Annotated in this window: 18 protein-coding genes and 4 pseudogenes; 4 read left to right on the top strand and 18 right to left on the bottom strand. The window is 67.7% G+C overall.

From position 1 onward, the window contains the following. Positions 1 to 111: 111 nt before the first annotated feature. From AB0E67_RS34825 to AB0E67_RS34795, 7 genes and pseudogenes are all read right to left on the bottom strand, one after another. Positions 112 to 588 carry a hypothetical protein gene (locus AB0E67_RS34825; RefSeq protein WP_362034656.1) on the bottom strand — a complete coding sequence of 159 codons (477 nt, stop codon included), beginning with the start codon at positions 586 to 588 and terminating at the stop codon, positions 112 to 114. A 68-nt stretch (positions 589 to 656) separates the two neighbouring features. Next, positions 657 to 875: a hypothetical protein gene (locus AB0E67_RS34820; protein ID WP_362034650.1), complete on the bottom strand. Its 219-nt coding sequence runs from the start codon at positions 873 to 875 to the stop codon at positions 657 to 659. Further along, positions 850 to 1074, bottom strand: a complete 225-nt coding sequence (locus tag AB0E67_RS34815; protein ID WP_362034654.1) for a hypothetical protein — start codon at positions 1072 to 1074, stop codon at positions 850 to 852. The genes AB0E67_RS34820 and AB0E67_RS34815 overlap by 26 nt, the downstream gene beginning before the upstream one ends. 698 nt (positions 1075 to 1772) lie before the next feature. After that, positions 1773 to 3020 (bottom strand): MAB_1171c family putative transporter, encoded by a 1248-nt coding sequence (locus AB0E67_RS34810; RefSeq protein WP_362034648.1) that lies wholly within the window; start codon positions 3018 to 3020, stop codon positions 1773 to 1775. Next, entirely contained in the window at positions 3017 to 3556 is a 540-nt protein-coding gene (locus tag AB0E67_RS34805; RefSeq protein ID WP_362034646.1) for a hypothetical protein, read from the bottom strand. Before AB0E67_RS34805 ends, AB0E67_RS34810 begins: the two co-directional genes overlap by 4 nt. Positions 3557 to 3693: 137 nt before the next feature. Then, positions 3694 to 4501: pseudogene (locus AB0E67_RS34800) on the bottom strand (transposase family protein). A gap of 79 nt (positions 4502 to 4580) precedes the next feature. Then, a complete protein-coding gene (locus AB0E67_RS34795) occupies positions 4581 to 5081 on the bottom strand; it encodes a response regulator transcription factor (protein WP_362034644.1) in 501 nt (166 codons plus the stop codon). A gap of 295 nt (positions 5082 to 5376) precedes the next feature. On the opposite strand from AB0E67_RS34795, the gene AB0E67_RS34790 reads away from it, so the two are divergent. Continuing rightward, positions 5377 to 5874 carry a helix-turn-helix transcriptional regulator gene (locus AB0E67_RS34790; RefSeq protein WP_362034642.1) on the top strand — a complete coding sequence of 166 codons (498 nt, stop codon included), beginning with the start codon at positions 5377 to 5379 and terminating at the stop codon, positions 5872 to 5874. 190 nt (positions 5875 to 6064) lie between these two features. On the opposite strand, the pseudogene AB0E67_RS34785 reads toward AB0E67_RS34790, so the two are convergent. The 7 genes and pseudogenes from AB0E67_RS34785 to AB0E67_RS34755 form a co-directional block, all read right to left on the bottom strand. Beyond that, positions 6065 to 7256 (bottom strand): annotated as a pseudogene (locus tag AB0E67_RS34785) (IS3 family transposase). Between the two features lie 121 nt (positions 7257 to 7377). Further along, positions 7378 to 7803: a transposase gene (locus tag AB0E67_RS34780; RefSeq protein ID WP_362034640.1), complete on the bottom strand. Its 426-nt coding sequence runs from the start codon at positions 7801 to 7803 to the stop codon at positions 7378 to 7380. After that, positions 7743 to 8267: a transposase gene (locus AB0E67_RS34775; RefSeq protein WP_362034652.1), complete on the bottom strand. Its 525-nt coding sequence runs from the start codon at positions 8265 to 8267 to the stop codon at positions 7743 to 7745. The genes AB0E67_RS34780 and AB0E67_RS34775 overlap by 61 nt, the downstream gene beginning before the upstream one ends. A gap of 204 nt (positions 8268 to 8471) precedes the next feature. Further along, the gene (locus AB0E67_RS34770) at positions 8472 to 9596 is read right to left on the bottom strand and encodes an alkene reductase (RefSeq protein WP_362034638.1); all 1125 of its coding nucleotides are present in this window, start codon (positions 9594 to 9596) and stop codon (positions 8472 to 8474) included. A gap of 32 nt (positions 9597 to 9628) precedes the next feature. Continuing rightward, the gene (locus AB0E67_RS34765) at positions 9629 to 9934 is read right to left on the bottom strand and encodes a hypothetical protein (protein ID WP_362034657.1); all 306 of its coding nucleotides are present in this window, start codon (positions 9932 to 9934) and stop codon (positions 9629 to 9631) included. After that, a complete protein-coding gene (gene asnB, locus AB0E67_RS34760) occupies positions 9898 to 11760 on the bottom strand; it encodes an asparagine synthase (glutamine-hydrolyzing) (protein ID WP_362034636.1) in 1863 nt (620 codons plus the stop codon). Before asnB ends, AB0E67_RS34765 begins: the two co-directional genes overlap by 37 nt. 1120 nt (positions 11761 to 12880) lie before the next feature. Beyond that, entirely contained in the window at positions 12881 to 13321 is a 441-nt protein-coding gene (locus tag AB0E67_RS34755; RefSeq protein ID WP_362034634.1) for a nuclear transport factor 2 family protein, read from the bottom strand. 146 nt (positions 13322 to 13467) lie between these two features. On the opposite strand from AB0E67_RS34755, the pseudogene AB0E67_RS34750 reads away from it, so the two are divergent. Then, positions 13468 to 13702, top strand: a pseudogene (locus tag AB0E67_RS34750) (PadR family transcriptional regulator); the annotation flags it as partial. 57 nt (positions 13703 to 13759) lie between these two features. Here AB0E67_RS34750 and AB0E67_RS34745 read toward each other — a convergent pair. Beyond that, positions 13760 to 13982, bottom strand: a pseudogene (locus AB0E67_RS34745) (aldo/keto reductase); the annotation flags it as partial. 615 nt (positions 13983 to 14597) lie between these two features. Beyond that, complete coding sequence (locus tag AB0E67_RS34740; RefSeq protein ID WP_362034632.1) at positions 14598 to 14768, bottom strand: hypothetical protein; 171 nt, start codon at positions 14766 to 14768, stop codon at positions 14598 to 14600. A 66-nt stretch (positions 14769 to 14834) separates the two neighbouring features. On the opposite strand from AB0E67_RS34740, the gene AB0E67_RS34735 reads away from it, so the two are divergent. Next, a complete protein-coding gene (locus AB0E67_RS34735) occupies positions 14835 to 15671 on the top strand; it encodes a hypothetical protein (protein ID WP_362034630.1) in 837 nt (278 codons plus the stop codon). A 759-nt stretch (positions 15672 to 16430) separates the two neighbouring features. On the opposite strand, the gene AB0E67_RS34730 is transcribed toward AB0E67_RS34735, so the two are convergent. Next, complete coding sequence (locus AB0E67_RS34730) at positions 16431 to 16658, bottom strand: hypothetical protein (protein WP_362034628.1); 228 nt, start codon at positions 16656 to 16658, stop codon at positions 16431 to 16433. Positions 16659 to 16991: 333 nt separating this feature from the next. Continuing rightward, entirely contained in the window at positions 16992 to 17417 is a 426-nt protein-coding gene (locus tag AB0E67_RS34725; RefSeq protein ID WP_362034626.1) for a helix-turn-helix domain-containing protein, read from the bottom strand. Between the two features lie 234 nt (positions 17418 to 17651). On the opposite strand from AB0E67_RS34725, the gene AB0E67_RS34720 reads away from it, so the two are divergent. Beyond that, the gene (locus tag AB0E67_RS34720; protein WP_362034624.1) at positions 17652 to 17945 is read left to right on the top strand and encodes a DUF1330 domain-containing protein; all 294 of its coding nucleotides are present in this window, start codon (positions 17652 to 17654) and stop codon (positions 17943 to 17945) included. Positions 17946 to 18448: the final 503 nt, after the last annotated feature.

Genomic DNA, 18448 nt, shown 5'->3' with positions numbered 1-18448 from the left:
GTGCCGAACTTCGCCACCAGCCTGGTGAACAGCTCCAGCAGTCTCGGCTCGGTGTTCGGCAGCCGCTTGTCGTGCACGGTTCTGCCGTCCCCGGTTCCCGGGACAGCACACCTAGGCACCGTGGAGTTCGACGCCGTCGAAGCCGAGGCGGCGCGCATCGGCCGCGGCCCGCCTACTCTTCTGCGTACGGTCGATGTCGGCCGTGGTCATGGGCTCGGCGATGGCTTCTCCGAGCCCGTCGAGGCACGAGGGGCCGGCGGTGCTGGTGGGCAGCGAGACCTCCGTGCCCGGCTCGCGGACGGCCCCGGCCCCCACGTGCCACAACTGCGGAAAGATCCGGCCTCTTTCGGCGTGCACGGCCTGCACGACCGCGGCCCAGCCCTCGAGGGCGGCGCCGTGGAAGCGGGGCGCGCCTTCCGGGCCGGCCGAGGAGGCAAGTGTGGTGCCCTCGGTGATGACGAGGCCGGCGCCGCCATGTGCCCGGCGGGCGTAGTACGTGGCCGAGTCGGGGCCCGGGACACCGTTCGGGGAGAGCTGGCGCGTCATGGGGGCCATGACGATCCGGTTGGGCAGGGTGAGGGTGCCGATCTGACGGTTGGCGTTGAAGGCCGCGCTGCCGATACCGAGCTTGGCGACCGAGAGGGCGATGGCGAGAATCAGTAGGGGGTGTCGGAACTGGACAGCGAGGCCATGGCGAGGCTGAGCACGGTGGTGGCGGAGAGGCCGACCACGGTGGGCAACCGGACACCTACAGTAGAGGCGTTCCGGGCGAGGGTGAGATTGCCGACGACGAAGACGATCACCATGGGCAGCATCTGCGCCCCGGCCTGGAGCGGCGAGGAGCCGTACTCACACTGGAGCAGCAGCCCAATCATGAACAAAGTGTTGAAGCAGGCCGTGGGTGGCGCCCGCGCCGTCGACGCGGACAAGGATCTTCGACTGGGAGGAGTGCGGTATCTGATCCAGCGCGGCGGCAAGGACGCGGGCGTGGCAGTCCACGGTGTTTGCTCCCGCGTTGCCCGCCCGAAGTTCCATCGCGAGGCTCTCACCGGTGTTCGCGGGCCAACTGCCCAGCGGGTGGAAGCCGAACGTGCCCTTGAACGGTTGCCGCGGCCCCTTCCTTGCGGGACGCTCTCGTGATGACCACGGCGTCCAGGCCGACGACGATCCAGCCCGTCAGTCTCCGTCCGGCGACCGTGAGCCACGGGAAGCCGCCGGGGCGCAGGTGGAGCAGCGTCCACACGTGCTGACTTACCCGCCGTCGAACCTTCGCGATCTTCCGCAGGGTCTTGTTATCCAGGTCGGCCAGCAGGCGCGCATCGTCGAGTGCGAGGCCGCAGGGCCGAACACGCCCTGGTGGTGGAGCTGGAGCTGCTCGGCCTCCAGCAGGCTCCGCGCCCCGAGCACCATCGCGACGGCGAGCTGGACGAGCACCCCGGTCCGCTTCCGCCACCCGGCGCGCTCGTGCTGGGGGGAAGCACCCCGGCAAGCCCTCGCGTCAGCCCCACCCGGTCCGCCAGTCGGCGCAGCAGCACCGCACCCGCATGCCCGGCCAGTCCCTTTCCGTCGGCTGCCACCGACAGCCCACGATGCCATCCTGTACGCTCGCTCACCGGAAAGGTGTCCTGGCTCCTGCACCGGATACGACCCAAGACACTCGCATCCTCGCAGGTCAGCGGTGCCTTTCTGCTGTCAGGGTGTCAGCTCGGCCCAATTCAGCTGAATAGCCGGGGACAGGCAACGGCGTTGATGACGTGTCTGGCCCTGCCAGCTCAGTGGTTGGGCGCCATACGGCATTTGCAGTGGTGGAGCGATGACAGCAGTCGCAGGTCCTGCGACACCCGTGTGTACGCTTGCGCCACCTGCCGAAGCCAGGCCAGTTCGTCTGCGAACTCACTGCCCGAGTGGCGTGATCCGGAGCCGGTCGGGTGACCGGAGGGCTGGAAGCCCGCCTTCTTGCGCCGTACCGCCAGGGCGAGGACTGCCGCCTCCAGGAGAAGGTCTGCGTTGTCGTCGCGTATCAGCCCCGTCTTCCGGAGTGTGAGCCGCAGTCGCTCCTCGCACGCGTCACACACATAGGGACGCAGCAGGCGCTGTCCGTCCCTGATCTCGATGACGATCCGGTACAACCATGTCTGAAGGTCCCTGCGGCACAGAGCCAGGTAAGGCGAGCGGGGCTTGTGGAGGGCGATACCCGGGGCGGCTCCGCAGAGCGCGGACCAGAGAGGGTGGAGCGTGCAACACGACCTCCATTGCCCGAGACGGGCGGAGAGAGCCGCCCCCCAACCCGGCAACGTGTAGCCCGCGGCGAGCAGGAGGGAGCCGGCGATGCCCATCAGGGGGCTCCACAGGATGGAGATCTGATCCCACCAGGTCACCCCACACCAGCGCCCCACGACCCCGATCAGCTTCCCCAGGATGAAGCCCCCCACGAAGAAGGACCCCACACTGGTCAGGAGCAGTGACTGCGACAGCCAGGGCCGGCCCACAGCACGCGAGGAGGGCCAGGTGTGCCGTGCCGTGTTGGCGAGGTTGAGGCCGTACGTGACGACGAAGACGACGACGTAGGCGCCCGCCGTCGGCTGGGTGGCGAAGTGGACCTCGAAGTCAACGGGGTGCACGCCGGGCAGGGGCGTGGCGAAGAAGAGGACTGACATGACAAGGATCGCGAGGAGGTACGGGAGTGTCACGTTCGGCAGGCGGCGTCTTGCCTCCTTGGGCGAGCGGAACCATCCGGTCACCATCACGTGCGCGGCCAGCGCGGCCAGCACGATGAGGGAGTGGCCCAGCAGCGTGGCGAGGTTGGGAATCCCCGACAACTCCCCGATCCACACGTACGTCACTGGCGCCAGGATCAGGTAGGCGAGTCCGTTGAAGAAACATGTGGCGCATAGTGCGCCGAGCGCGAGGTTCTTCGGATCGCCCCTGAAGTCACGCCACTTGTAGCGGAAGGTGGCCAGGCAGATGAGGCCGGTCAGGATGTGGGTGCAACTGAAGACGTATATGAGTGGTGTGGTCACCGCCGGTGAGCGCCGCCGTGCTGGAGTGAGCGCTCGAGCCGGGTGTCGAGAGCACTCATGTGGGGCGGCACGGCGGCCGTGTCGAAGGGCGGGCCGCTGACCAGCCGAAGGACCTGGGTGGCGAAGTACTCGGCCGCGTACTCCTCGGGCTGGCTGTACTGGGTTCGTCCTAGCATGTGTTCGATGAGGGTGGGGTCGATGTCTTCAGGTAACAAGGAGCCTCCCTCGTATGAGGCGCCATCCTCCTCAGGGGCGGCGTGGGTGTGGTTCCACAGAAGATGGCCCAACTCGTGGACGATGACGTGCGTCTGATGGGTCACCGTGGTGTGTGCCTCGTAGAACACGTAGTCCACGGCGGCGGTGGAGACGAGGAGTCCGACGGGGCCGCTGGCGGGGAACGCCAGCGGCGCCAGACGGATCGTGCGCTGTCGGCGCTCGGCGATCTGCCGACAGAGGTCCTCCACGGAGAAGGGAACAGTGAGGTCAAGGCTCTGTATCAGATCGCCGCATTTCCTGCGTATGTGACGGCGCTTCATTGCTCCCCGTTTCCCTTGCCATGGCACTGTCCCTGGCGCCCATCATGCGACAGGGGTGCCCTTCACGGAAGATCCGTCTCGGCCACTTGGTCGAGACCAATCCCGTTGCCCGTCACTGTTCGTTCAGTGAGCCTCTTTCATCCTGGATAGCTACAGGTCAGCAGCGTGTGCACGGCTCGGACGATGATGCTGATACGGCGGGTAGAGCATCTGGCTCGCCGGAGCAGTCGCCAGGACTTCAGCTGGGCGAAGGCGCGTTCACCGGGGGCTCTGAGCCGGGCATGGTCGCGATTGAACTGCTGGTAGTGATCGGGTTGTTGGCGGTGGTGGTAGTACGGGGTACGGACGGTGGCGCCGGCGCCCTGGTAGGCACGGTCGGCCAGGACGAGGATCTGCCGGGTGAGGCAGGCCTTGACGATGCCGTGGGCGCGGGCCGCGGTCAGGTCGTGGGTGCGGCCCGGTGTCGCGGGGGAGAAACCAGAGCGGTGTGCCATCGGGACGGGCGATGACCTGCACGTTCATGCCGTGCTTCTTGTGCTTCATCGAGTAGTACGGCTCGTCGGCGGCGATCCGGTCGGTGGGGATCAGGGTGCCGTCAGCGATGACGTGGTCGCCTTCACCGAGGCCGGTGAGGGCTTCATGGAGGCCGGGTGCCCAGCCGGCAAGGACGTCCAAGGTCTCGTCGACGTACCGCCAGGCGGGGGCCTGGGATATCCCGAAACCAGCTCCGAGCTGCGAGAACGTCTCGTTCTTACGCAGGTGCACCAGCGTGAGCAGTGCCTGCTGGAAGCAGCCGAGCTTGCGCCGTCGGGTGTTGAGGGCCCGGCGGTGCTCGTGCAGCAGCCAGGCGACATGCTCGACGAGCTCATGTGGCACGTCGAGCGTGGCAGGATACCGAACCAGCAGGGCCTCTTCGGTCGCCGGTGTGTTGAGTGGAATCACCACGCCAACGACGAGGGGCCCTGCCTTGTCACCCCACCCACTGACCAGCCCATTTCACCCTCCAGCACAGGATGAAAGAGGCTCAGTCGGCGAGGCCTATGAGCTGGGCGTAGAGGGCGGCCTGGGTTCTGTCGGTCGCTCCGATTTTGGGGTAGATGCCGCTGAGGTGGTTCTTCACGGTCTTCTCGGATATGTCGAGCCTGCGAGCGATGAGTCGATTGCTCAATCCGTCGGCCAGCAGGCGCAGAACCACGTTCTCCCGTGCCGTGAGGGTGAGGCTGACGGATGGTGTCGCGTCGCGTTGCTCCGTCAGGCCTAAACGCTGGGCGTAGAGGGCGGCCTGGGTTCTGTCGGTCGCTCCGATTTTGGGGTAGATGCCGCTGAGGTGGTTCTTCACGGTCTTCTCGGATATGTCGAGCCTGCGAGCGATGAGTCGATTGCTCAATCCGTCGGCCAGCAGGCGCAGAACTCCCATTTCCCGGGTGGTGAGATTCACGTCCGGTGCTTCTTTCACGTGCTGCTTCCCCCTTTTGTACTGCTGAAAGAAATGAGAAGACAGGCGCTCATCGAATGCGGTGCGCAAGATAGATCTCCCAGGCAACAGGATGAGCGCCGTTCGAAAACTGCACCATTCCTCGGGGAGTGGCCGGTCGAACCCGTCCGACGGGAGCTCCAGTGTGAATCATGTGCAAGTGCCGACACGGATATTGAGGCACTAGACGGCATGCAGTAGCCTTCGTGCGAAGCGCATTGGAGGTGCTGCTTTTGAACCCTCGTAGACGCTACGTTGCCACCATGATCCCGTCAACTGGTATGGTCGGTGCCCCTCTCGAGTGTGCCTCCAGTTGTCAGCCCAGAGATCAGAGGAGTGGGGGTAAATGGGGACAGATCCGTCTGGATTGCTGGCTCGACGACTGAATCATCTGTTCGAGACCGTCCACCCGCGTGGTCGCGGCCCCTTCAGCAACGAGGAGGTCGCGCGGGCCGTCCGGGCTCAGGGCGGGGACATCTCAAAACAGTACATTGCCTACCTTCGCAATGGTGAGCGAGGGAATCCGCGCATACAGCATCTTGATGCTCTGGCGAAGTTTTTTGGCGTACCGGTCTCGTATTTTTTGGATGACGATTCCGGAACTCTCACCGAGAAGAAGCTCGAAGAGCTGGCGGCATGGCGTGACGCCGGCCTGACGCAGCAGGATCTGCGATCCCTCGAGCGCGCTGGAGTCACTGGTGTGGCCATGCGCGCGGTGGGTCTCTCGCCCAAGGGCCTCGAGTTCGCGAAGGCCGTTCTCGACCAGCTCCGCCAGATGGAGGGCCTGGCACCCGGACACGATGGCCTGGGGCGGGACCACGAGCCGGACAGCCCTCGGGCATAGGGGCGGACAGGGTGATCGTCGGGGTGCCGCTGCCGCCGGACACACAAGGCGGGTGGACGGGCGCACGGGGGACGATCGCCCGCAGTGAGACCCCAATGGCTCGGCAACGACCGCCGCACGTGCGTCGGCCCTTCGGGACCGCCGGTGAACTGAGCTGCCCCGAGTTTCGTAGAGTCCGATCTTGATTGGTTCAGGCGGACTGCGGGGTTTGCTCCTGGCTCCGCCAGAAGGCTTCCTCGTACTCGGTCGGCGGTACGTAGTCGAGCGCGGAGTGGAGGCGTTCTTCGTTGTACCACGTGACCCACTGGAAGATCGCCCGCTCGACCTGGTCGACACCCTTCCAGGGGCCCTGCAGCTCGATGAGCTCGGCCTTGAAGGTGCCGTTCAGCGGCTCTGCCATCGCGTTGTCATACGAGTCCGCGACCGAACCGACAGAGGTCGAAGCCCCGATGTCGGACAGCCTGTCGGTATACCGAATTGATACGTATTGCGACCCGCGGTCGCTGTGATGGACGAGACCGGAGTCCTTCTTGATCCGACGTCTCCACAGAGCCATCTCCAGAGCGTCCAGCGGGAGTTCGGTCCGCATTGGTTCGCTGCCCGCCAGCCGACGATCATCCGTGAGTACACGTCCAGGACGAACGCCACGTATGCCCACCCGGACCAGGTGCGGACATACGTCATGTCCGCCACCCACAATTGACCGGGCCGCGAGGCGGTGAAGTCGCGGTCGACCAGGTCCGGCGGGCGGGGCGCGGACGGCTCCGGCACGGTGGTGCGGCGCCGCCGGCCACGGATGACGCCCTCCAGGCCCAGCCCGGCCATCAGCCGCTCGACGGTGCAGCGGGCCACGTCCACGTCCTTGCGCCGCAGGGCCCGGGTGATCCGGCGGGCGCCATATGTCCCGCCCGACTCCGCGTGGACCTCCTCGATCAGCGGCATCAGCGTCTCGTCGCGCAGCCGGCGAGCCGACTTCGGCCGCTTCTTGCGGGCGAAGTACGTCGACGGCGACAGCTCAAGAACCCGGCAGACGGGATCGACCCCGAGACCTCTGTCACGCAGGTGGTCTATCACCTGCTCGGCCTCGTCCGGGGACGGTCGATCTCCTGGGCAAAAAACACGCCGGCGGCTTTGAGGATCTCGTTCGCCCGCCTCAACTCCACCACTTCTTTGCGGAGTTGCCTGAGCTCATCCTGTTCGGCGGTGGTCAGCCGGTCGTCGCGTTCGCTGCGGTCGGCCTCGGCTTGGCGGACCCAGCCGCGCAGGGCCTCCTTGTGGATGCCCAGGTCCCTCGCAACGTGGGCGATCGGCCGGCCGGTGGCGTGGACCTCGCGGATCGCGCGTTCGCGGAGCTCATCGGGGTATTTACGGGGTGCTGCCATGGTGCTGGTGGTTCTCCTTCGCCAGGAAGGCAACCCTGGCATCAGGGACTCCACAAATCCCAGTACAGCTCAAAACGGCTTGTCGCCCGGGGCTGGCTGGCAGAGCCCGCGCCGGGCCGGTTCACGCTGGCTGCGGGCGCGGCCGGGCCAGGCGGCGCGTCATGAGCAGGGTCATCGACCAGTAGACCATCGCCTCGGCGCTGGTGGTGCGGCGTTCGAAGTCGCGAACCAGGCGGCGGGTGCGCATCAGGTGGGCGAAGAACCGCTCGACGATCCACCGCTTGGGCAGCACCACGAAGCCGCGCGTGTCGTCGCTGCGTTTGACGATCGCCAGGACCAGGGCGAGCGCGGCCAGGCAATACTCAGTGAGGCTGCCGCTGTAGCCGCCATCGGCCCAGATGAGGGCGAGGCGGTGGTGTGCGTCGGCCACCTGCTCGAGCAAGACCTGGGCGGCGGCGCGGTCGCCGGTATCCGCGGCGGTGACCATCACCCCGAGGAGCAGGCCGAGCGTGTCGACCACGACGTGCCGCTTGCGCCCGTTGACCATTGCCGCCGTCGAAACCGCGGCCGTCCGACCCGACGACGGCGTCCGCCTTGACGGACTGCGAGTCGATCACACCCGCACTCGGCTCCGCGTCGCGGCCCAGTTTCTCGCGGACCTCGGCGCGCAGCCGGTCGTGGAACTCCCTTGACCAAGGCGTGGTCGCGCCAGCGGCGGAGGAACGCGTATACCCGGTCCCACGGCGGGAAGTCGGCTGGCATCGACCGCCACTTGACCCCGTTGTCGACCAGGTAGCGGATCGCATCGAGTATCGCCCGGTGGCAGTACGCCTCCGGCTGCCCGCCCCGGCCGCGCATCCAGCCCGGCACCGGCAGCAACGGCCGGATCGCCGCCCACTCCGCGTCCGTCATGTCCGTCGGATAACGCGGCCGCCGGAACCCGCTGTCGGCGGCGTTTCCGAACCGGTGAGCCAGGCAGTCACACTCCAGCGTGACTGAACTGGACTCCACAGCTCTCGACACGGAACACTGCGGCACCAGGGCCTCGTGATGTTGCTCGATGATTAGACACCAACGAGCTGTTCAGGAGGCCCTACTCGTATGCGCCGAGCACCCCGCGACCACCCAATCGGGACTCCCGTTCGATCGGCGCTCCTCAAGATCGGTACGACAACAGCTACTTAAGCCCGCGATGTCTGGCGCATCACACTCGCCTCAAGCCGTCTGGAGGAAGGGGTAGTCGGTGTAGCCCTCGGCACCCTGTGTGTAGAACAGTTCCTGCCGCAGCTCGTTCTCGGGATGCCCGCCCTGCCAGCGCTCGACCAGGTCGGGGTTGGCTAACAGGGCCCGGCCCACGACCACGGCGTCGGCGTGGTCGGCCTCGATCCGCTGCATCGCCTCCTCACGGGTGGTCTGCCGGAGGAAGGCGCTGTTGACGATCAGCCTGCCGTCGAAGCGCTGTCGCAGCTCCTGCACCAGCTCGCCGCCCGGCTCTCTGTGCAGGACGGACAGGTAGGCCAGGCCCAGCGGGCGCAGCTGGTCCACCAGGGTGCCGTAGGTGGCCAGGACGTCATCCCGGTCGGTCTCGAAGACACCCTGGCGGAGGATCTCGGAGGTCATCCCCGGCGAGATCCGCAGCCCAACCCGCTCGGCACCCACGGCCTCGGCGACCGCCGTGACCACCTCGACGGCGAAGCGAGCCCGGTTCTCGGGGGAGCCGCCGTACTCATCGGTGCGCTGGTTGGCCCCCCGGTAGAGGAACTGGTGCACTAGGTAACCGTTAGCGCCGTGGAGTTCCACGCCGTCCGCTCCCGCCTCGACGGCCCGGCGGGCCGCTGCGACGAAGCCCTCCAGGGCCTCCCGAATCTCGGCGGTGGTCATCGCTTCCGGCACGGGGAAGGGCTTCAAGCCCTTCGCCGTGAACGGAGTGTTGGCGTCGATGGCGATCGCGCTGGGGGCGAGGATGCGGCGGCCGCCGTTGATGTCGGGGTGTGTGGCGCGGCCCGCGTGCTGGATCTGCATGACGATGCGGCCGCCCTCGGCGTGCACCGCCTCGAACACCTTCTGCCAGCCGGCCGCTTGCTCGTTGGTGGCGATGCCCGGCCCGCCGACCCATCCCTGCGACGCGTGGTCGGGGTAGGTGCCCTCGGTGATGATCATTCCGACGCTCGCCCGCTGGCGGTAGTACTCGGCCATCAGGTCCCCGGGGATGCCGGAGGAACCGGCCCGCACCCGGGTCAGCGGTGCCATGACGATGCGGTTGGCGAGCGCGATCTTCCCGAGGGTGACCGGGGAGAAAAGCGACGGAGCAGGCGAAAGTTCAGATGTGCTGACAGACATGGGTCTCCTTGCGCAATTCGGTCGATAACGGGCTAAAGGTCATCCGTTCCTCCATGGGAGCGGGTCGCGCGCACTTCGCGCAGCAGGATCGGTGCGAAGACCAGGAACAGGGCGATGACGGGCACGTTGATCAGGAAGACCGAGCCCCACCAGAACCGTTCGAGCAGGAATCCCCCGGTCGAGGGACTGGTCCGGCGCGGCTCAGCGGGCAGCCCAGGCTCGCCGATGTCCAATGCGCCGTTCTGGAATGCGAGGTGGCCAAGGGTTTCGCGTGCGTGGTCGTGCGCGTGCGTGGTCGGGTTCAGAGGCTGATTGAGGGTGCGGTCCTTCGCAGCCACAGGTCGAGCGAGAGGACGAGCTCGATGGCTGAGCGTCCGGTGTTCGCGTGCTCGCCCTCGGGTGGGGAAACGGCGCGGCGGACGGCGTCCCGGTCGAGGAGCTGATGTACCGGGGCCGTGGAGTCGGAGACAACGTCCGCAAGGGTCCGGCGGAGTTCCGACATGTAGGCGGGGCTCTGCGTGACGGCGTAACTGGCCTTCTTGCGCTGGAGGATGGGGTCAGGCACCAAGCCCTGCGCGGCCAGGCGGAGCAGGCTCTTCTCGCGCCCGTCGAAGGTCTTCATCGACCAGGGGATGTTGAACGCGTACTCCACGAGCCGGTGGTCGCAGAACGGCACGCGCACTTCGAGGCCGACGGCCATGCTCACCCTGTCCTTCCGGTCGAGCATCTCCGGAAGCCAGCGGGTGATGTGCATATGGCCGATCTCCCGCATTCTGCGTTCCAGGCGGCTTTCGCCGGGCAGCCTGGGCACCTCGGCCAGCGCTTGTTGGTAGGCGTTCTTGGTGTGCGCTTCCATGTCGAGGTCGGCCCGCAGCTCCGGCGAGAGCAGGGTGAGACGACTGGTGGCGGGATCCGCCAGGCTGAAGGTTTCGAGGCCCGCCCACGGGAACTGCGCGGAGTTCACGGCCTCGGGCCGGTGGAACCACGGGTAACCGCCGAAGAATTCGTCGGCGCCCTCGCCGGAGAGGGCGACGGTCGACTTGCCCCGGATGGCTCGGAACAGCAGGTACAGAGAGGTGTCGAGATCGCCCCAGCCGGTCGGGACGTCGCGGGCGGCCGCGACGGCCTCACGGATGCGCGGGTCCATTAACTCGGCGTCTTTCAGGACGAGGTCTGCATGGTCCGTGCCGACCTCGGCGGCGAGCAGCCGGGCGTACGGAGGGTCGGGCTCTCCGCGCATTTCCGAGGCCTCGAACTCCGCCTCGCTTTCGAAGTCCACAGCGAAGGACGGGATACGGGCGCCCTGCGCCTGCATCGCGCGGGCCGCGATGGCCGTGATGAGGCTGGAGTCCAGGCCGCCGGAGAGCAGGACGCACTGCGGTACGTCGGCGACGAGCTGCCTGCGGGTGGCGTCCTCCAGAAGGCCTCGGACCGTCGCGGCCGTGGCGTCCAGGCTGTCGGTGTGTTCCTGCGCGGTGAGCGACCAGTACCGGTGCACCTGGCTCCCGGTGTCACGAATGCGTACGACCGTGCCCGGTACGACCTCCTGCAGATGTGTGTAAGGGGTCCTTCCTGGCGTCCTGGTCAGCGAGAAGATCTCGCGCAAGCCGTCGATGCCGACGTCGCGACGGACGTCAGGGTGCGCGAGGATGGCTTTGGGCTCGGAGCCGAACAGCGCGCCCGCCGGGATCGGTTGCCAGTAGAGGGGCTTGACTCCGAGCCGGTCGCGCACCAGCAGCAATTCTTCCTTCCGCCCGTCCCACAGGGCGAAGGCGAACATGCCGTTGAGACGCTCGACGAATGCGTCACCCCACTGTAGATACGCGCACAGGACGACTTCGGTGTCGCTCTTCGTCTCGAAACGATGTCCCTGCTGTGTGAGCTCGGTGCGCAGTTCCTGAAAGTTGTAGATCTCGCCGCTGTACGAAAGCGCGACCGTGGCCCCGGCGCCGTGGCCGGCGACGTCGCGCCACATGGGCTGACGGCCGCCGGGCAGATCGATGATCGCCAGGCGCCGGTGCCCCAGGAGTGCGTGCCGGCCCTGCCAGATGCCACCGGCGTCCGGCCCCCGGCAGCTCATCGTCTCGGTCATCGCGTCCACGGCCGTCCGGTCCGCCGCGCCGAGGTCCCGGTCGAATCGAACTAACCCGGCGACACCACACATGACTTGTCCTTCCGTAGGGTGAGTACTAGAGCGTGAAGAGGATGTGGCCTGCCCCGGCTCCCGGTGGTCAGCGGCCGGGGCAGGAGACTCTGACCCGGCCGCCCGGGCCCACCGTGACCTCGGCCCGCTCGGTCGCCGGCTCGTCACGCCGCAGGGGCATGCGGGAAGCCGTACAGTGGGCACCGGCAGGGATCGTCCTCGCAGGGGGCCGCCAGCGCCAGACACCGCGCATACTCGCAGAGTTCGGGAGCGTCCGGGGCTCGCCGGTAGTCCTCTTTGAGTCGCTCGGCGGACAGCCAGGCACCGGGTTTGTGTCCTGAGGGCCCCGAAAATCCCTGTCGCAGCGCCACGACCTGGACGGGGGCCCTCACCGGGCGGATCTGCAGGCGCATGAACGCCGACAGGTCGCCCTGCTCGCGCATGGCCGCGATGTCGTCGCGGCTGCCTCGCGTGGTCTCGCCGTCTCCGCCGTCTGCGGGGCATCCGGGTGGCGGCCCTCCCGTGCATGGAACCGCCGCCCCGGCTCTCCCTGACCCGTCCCGGAGCAGGAGATCCCCTCACCCTGCCGGTCAGGTGAGCGGCCGGTGCAGCTGCGGGCGGTTTCTCCCAGGATCTGGCACACGCACCTGCGCAGGCGTCCCGCCCGACGGTCCGGGCGCCGGTTTCACGGCCCGGCGTCTTTTTGCGGGGCGGGGGCGAGTTCCCAGCGGGCCCACCTCTTGCGGGCCGCGTCCGCCGAGAGGCCGAAACGGTTCGCCGATGGCCGCCCAGGAGGCGCCGGCTGCGCGTTCCTGGATGACGCAGACGCGGACCAGGTGCTCGGCGCGGCGTTCGATGCCCGCGGAGGCCGGCGCAAAAACCGCCGTGCCAGGTGTCTTCCTACCAGACCGCCTGGAGCAGGACTTCGCGCAGTGCCGCCAGCTGTTGGGCATTGATCGTCCCTTCGGTCAGCGCCATCGTTGATGTCGGTCGTCATGTCGAACAACCGGGCAGGTGAATCCGAGCGTGGGCTCGGAGCTGAACAGGGTGCCGCGCTGCCGGTGTGGGACCGGGCCTCATACGCCGGACCGGCCAGTCGTTGGCGCGCCCGGCGCCGCACCGGTCTGCGGCCGATCCCGCGCTACTGGGCGGTCGGCGCCGGCCCGAGCCCCGCCTCCGCCAGCCGGGCGAGCACCGCCTCGCTCAGCGCCTGCGCGCCGGACAGCGGCCGGACAAAGACGCTGAACTCCTTGATCCGGCCGTCGTCCGCGAAGTACAGCTGATCGATCCCGTGGACCTCCTGGCCGTTCACGGTGCCGCGGAAGACCAGCACCTCCGAGGGAGCCTCGGTGCCATCGGCACTCGTCGCAGCGACGCCGGTGTACTGGGCGACGTAACGGAAGTCCTCGAAGGTGCGCAGCAGGACGTTGAAGAGGCCGAGGATCATCTGCTTGTCCTCAAGGGGCTTGAGTTTCGCGAGGCTGTAGAGGATGGTGTCGTCGGTGAACAGGTCCTCCAGGGCCGCGACGTTGCCCTGGTCGATGGCGGCTCGGAAACGCTCGCCGGTGGTCTTTGCGGTCACGGCTCATCCTCCACGTACGAACGCGTACCACTTCATGGCGGACACGTAATACCCATGAATATGACTGGTCTTGTTCATGAGTATCATCACCGCAGCGCCGGGCAACAGTGGGCCAAAGGTCCCGCAACAGTGGAGCAGGGCGGCCGATGGCGCTGCGGTATGTGGTGCTGGTGGCGTTGCGAAGAGGACCCGAGCGGCTACGAGTTGGCGAAGTCCTTCGACCTCGGAGTGGCCAACTTTTGGCACGCACAGCCCCAGCAGATCTATGCGGAGCTGACCCGGCTGGAGAAGGAGGGGCTGATCGCCGGACGCGAAGTGCTCCAGGAGGCACGGCCCGGCAAGCGGCTGTTCCAGGTGACGGATGCCGGTCTCGCGGAGCTGGTGGATCTGATACGCGCTGTGCGGCGGCGGTCCCGGCAAAGCGTCGGGGTGCCCTGGTCAGCGCTCGCTGTCGAGGCGCGCCATCTGCGCCGAGGGGTAGCGCCCGCCCGCCGCGGCCCCGGCCGGAACCGTCTACTCGATCGCGGTCAGGTCGGCCTCGTCGAGCACGACGTCCCGTGCGCCCAGCGCCCTCGGCCAGCCGCTCCCGGGCGCGGGCGCCGATCAGCGGCACGATGTCCTCGCCACGGCAGAGCGCCCAGGCGATCGCGGTCTGAGCGACCGGGGCCCTGGCAAGATTTCCGTGATACTGGGGTGTGCCGCCGTGCGCCGGTGACACTCCGTCACGGGTAGCGGCACTGTCGGCGAGTGTGATGACCTCATATGGATCATGTCTCCGCACGTTGATGCCGGTGGTGATCGAGCTGTCGGTGCGACGGTTGTTCTGTGACGGCCCGAGCTGCGGTCGGCGGACGATCGCCGAGCAGGTCGAGGGGCTGACGGCGCGCTACCAGCGCCGCAGCCCGCTGCTGCAGCACTTGGTGGAGATGGCCGGGGTATTCCTCACCGGCCGTGGCGGTGCCCGGCTTCTGCAGATCCTGCAGGTCCCGCTGTCGCGGACCAGCGTGCTGTTTCACTTGATGCGCTTGCCCCTTCCGTCGGCAGCGACCCCGCGGGTGTTGGGCGTGGACGGCTTCGCGCTGTACCTCGGACGTGTACGGCACCCTGCTGGTGGATGCCGACACCCGGCTGCCGATCGAACTGTGGGCCGGCCGCGATCGGCCACCCACAGCAACATCGGTCAACGCGCGGCCGTAGCGGCTGTGCACCCGCGCGGACCCGCGACCGCAGTCAGGACACACCACGGTCAACTCGCGGGTGCGGGCGGCGATGCGGACTACGCCTCCCGCCACCCATACTCGTTCCACCCGCACCGCGCGTCCGGGGCGCCGTCGGCGATGCCCTGTCGGTAGGCCAGCGAGCCGTCCCGGCAGACCACGTCAACACCGGGGTGTGTCCGCAGCCAGGTGGCCAATTGCTCGGCGTGCAGGTCAGCGACCGCTTCCATCTGTGGCAGGGCCTGCCGAAGCGGGTCAGCGATGTTGCCGCGGCGCACCGAGGATGCCTGTCCGCTGTGGTTCCCGAGCCCGAAGCTGCATCACCGCCGACGAGCCCAGGGGCACCGTCCGACGAGGCCGACACCCCCGCCCGCCGCCACGCGAAGCGGCTGTTCGAGGCGGTGCACGCGGTGACCGACACTGGCCGCTCGCTCAACTCGGCAGCCCGCGAGCTGGGTCTGAACCGCCGCACCGTGGGCAAGTACGCCCTGGCAGCCACCTGGCAGGAATGCGTACGCCGGGTCCCGCGTCGTCGGCCTACGAGTCTTGATCCATACCTGGAGTATCTGAGGCAGCGCTGGGAGGAGGGCGAGCACACCGCGACGGTGCTGCACCAGGAGATCGCCGCAAAGGGCTACGGCGGCCACTACCAACGGGTCAAGATGGCCATCGCACCATTACGCCGCGGCCTGCCGATCGACACCCCACGCGAGCGACCGCCCTCACCCCGCCAGGTCACCCGCTGGATCACCACCGCACCATCCCGACGCGACCTCCACACCACCGAGGCCCTCCGACGGCTGCTCGACCACTGCCCGGAACTGGCACGAACCCACAACCTGGTGCGTCAGTTCGCCGCCATGCTCGACGCCCGCGACGCCCGCCCGCTGGCGCACTGGCTCGAGCAACTGTCCGGCGCCGGCCTCCTGGCCCTGGCCAGCCTGGCCAACGCCATCCGCGAGGACCAGCCCGCAGTCGTGCAGGGCATCACCACGCCGTTCAACTCTGGCGTCAACGAGGGCCGCATCACCGACCTGAAACTCCAGAAACGGATCATGGCCGGCCGCGCAGGTGTCCCGCTGCTCCGCCACCGTATCGTCCTCATGGCCCTGCTCCGACGCCGCTACCCGTGACGGAGCGTCACCGGCGCACGGTAGCACACCCCAGCATCACGGAAATCTTGCCAGGGCCACGTTCGCTTGTACGCCGACACCATGCTCCGCGACGGCACCCTTTATCAGCCCCAGCCCACCCCAGCCCCTTGACCAAACAGATAGGGGCACCCCCTCACGCAGGCAGCGCCATCGCCCGCCTGCCGGATGATGCTCTGAACCCGTGGCAATGCCGGTCGGCTGAGGCGCGTTCGGCACCGGCCGAGCATCCCGCACATGCCTGCGGAGCCGACCTGACCCGGGAGAGCGCCCCCTCCATGGAACTCGAATCGGCCACTATGGCCGCGCTCGTCCACGTGCAACGACACCTTGGGGGTTTGCTCGCTGCGGGAGGCCCCGAGGGCACGACGAGCGCGGGGGCGTCGGTCCCCGTCGCCCACCACTTCGCCGATCTGCGCGCGACGGTTGCCATGCTCTTCCGGACCTGGCCCGAAGCCCGCCCGTACGCAGGCACATCGTGTCTGGCCGCCGTGCTCGACGCCGAGCATGCTTCCCGCACCGCGCAGGTCCAGCCTGCTCAACACCGCCGGGAAGAAGAAGACCTCCAAGCCCTACACCGCGCCGCCGACCGACTCCCTGGCAACGGGCGCGGTTCTGTAGATCGCGACGCGGTTGCTCAGAGCTGCGGATCCCTGCCGAGAGTCGATGGCCCCGCTCGTTCACAGACTTCGCGATGCCGACCGTGCGCTCAGGGTCTACTTGTGCCGCGCTTCTGGATTGTCAGGGTGTTTGTTGATCCACGCGCGCCCGGGCCCATTCGCGGGCCTTGGCCTTGTGCGCGGTGGAGGCGGTGACCTGGGATGCGGTCTCAGGGACGAGCCGGTCGACGGCTTGGAGGATGGCATCTGGCCCGTGCTCATCGACCAGGTTGACGAAGGGGTGCAGGTCACGGCCCGCCGGATCGTTTTCGGCGTACTCGCGCAGGGCGTTGCAGGTGGTGAAGAGCACGAGTTCGGGGGCGATCTCGCCGGCTGCCAGGCCTTGCGAGTACTTGCAGGCCTGTCAGTTCCCCTTTGAAGGCGAAGAGCGGCCCTGGTTCCCTCCAGGACAGGATGGTGGAACGTTTCGCGTCGGTGTTCTGCTGAGTCATGCCGCCTCCTTGATCGAACTCGACCAAGTGTGCTTCGAATATAGAAGCAATGTCGCAGGCCGGACACTACCGCTTCGAAATTCGAAGCAGAAGGATCGGCGGAGGTTTCGCGCCTGTCCCCGGCGCTCGGCCGAGCCACGGCGCCCTCGTGACCCGGCGGTCCCGCCCCGCCTCCGATCCGAGGCAGGTCGTCAGTCCACGGAGTCCCTCTCCGGCGTTCCGTCGCCCACGGTGTCCGGATGTGAGACACGGCTGGCGGATTGGTCCTCGGTGTGGTCTGCCCGTTGCGGGTCGATCGTGGCCGCCCAGCGTCCCGCCCAGCGGGCGAGGGGGTTCAGGGCGTGGCGCGCCTCCTGTCCCAGCGGGGTGAGCTCGTAGCGGCTGTCCGGTAGTTGGTGAATCACCTGGGCATCCAGCAGTTCGGTCAGGCGCTGCCGCATCACGCTGGAGGACATGTCGTCGCACCGCTTCTGCAAGGGGCGGAATCCAAGCGGACCCGCGCGAAGCTCCCACAGGATGCGCAGACTCCACCGTCGCCCGAACAGATCGAGTGCGGCCATGAGGGGGCGGCCGGTGGTCGAGCCGCGAACAGCATTGCCGGGTCTGGGGGTTGCCATGTCGGGATGTCCAGCTCTTCAGGATTGACGCTTCGAATTCCGACACGCTAGCATCGTCAACCGCTTCGGAAATCTGGCTCGTCCTCGCCCGTCGACGCTCACCCGAGACCAGTCCGATCGCAGCCCCAGCCGGTTGATCGAAGCCGTCCGGCTTCGACGCCGTCTCCGTCGGCTCGCTGACCCGCAGCGCGCCGGCCATGGATCTGATCATCCATTCCGAACACAGGAGGTACTGTGGCCAAGGGCTACTGGGTCAGCGTCTACCGCACCATCGCAGACCCCGAGAAGGTGGCTGCCTACGACAAGCTGACCGGTCCAGCCATCGAGGCCGCGGGCGGGCGGACGCTCTCCCTCGGCAGCCGGATTGTCGCACACGACGCCGGAATCGCCGAGCGCACCGTCCTGATCGAGTTCGACAGCTTCGAACAGGCGGTCGCCGCACGCGAGAGTGCGGCCTACCAGGAGGCGCTGGCCGTACTTGCTGACGCGGTCGAGCGCGACTTCCGCATCATCGAAGGCCTCGACTGACGACCGATGCCGCGTCAGGGAGGAACACGATGCCGGCTGCGGGGATCACCCTGGCTCGTCAGCGCGCCGCACCGTCGCGAAAGCGTCAGGCCGGTTGCATCGGCGGTGATGTCCTGTCCGGCGACGGTTCCTTCCCGGCGGCGCGGCGGCTCGGACGTCGGCCTCGATGTCGGCGGGGGTGCGTTACACGTGGTCCCAGCGGCCGATGTGGGTCATCAGGGCGGCGTACGGGTTACGAGCTCGTGCACGGTAATCGGTGAGGCGTCGAGCTTCTGATCATCGATCATGGCCATGTGGTGGGGAACGCATCTCGTGCAGCGATCATCAGCGACCGGAGGATCACGGGCCTGTCGGCCAACGTGATCGCTGAACTGGTCGCAGAGCTCGGCCGGTTGTGGCGCGAACGGCACTAGTACTCCAGTCTGGTTTCGCGATCTTGTGGCCGTACCCGGCCGGGAACGGGTACGGCCACCGCGTGATCATCGGTTGGTGTGTGGACAAAC

It is taken from the genome of Streptomyces sp. NPDC032161 (assembly GCF_040636995.1).
In the GTDB taxonomy this organism is placed as follows: domain Bacteria; phylum Actinomycetota; class Actinomycetes; order Streptomycetales; family Streptomycetaceae; genus Streptomyces.
This window is presented reverse-complemented; position numbering and strand designations above follow the sequence as displayed.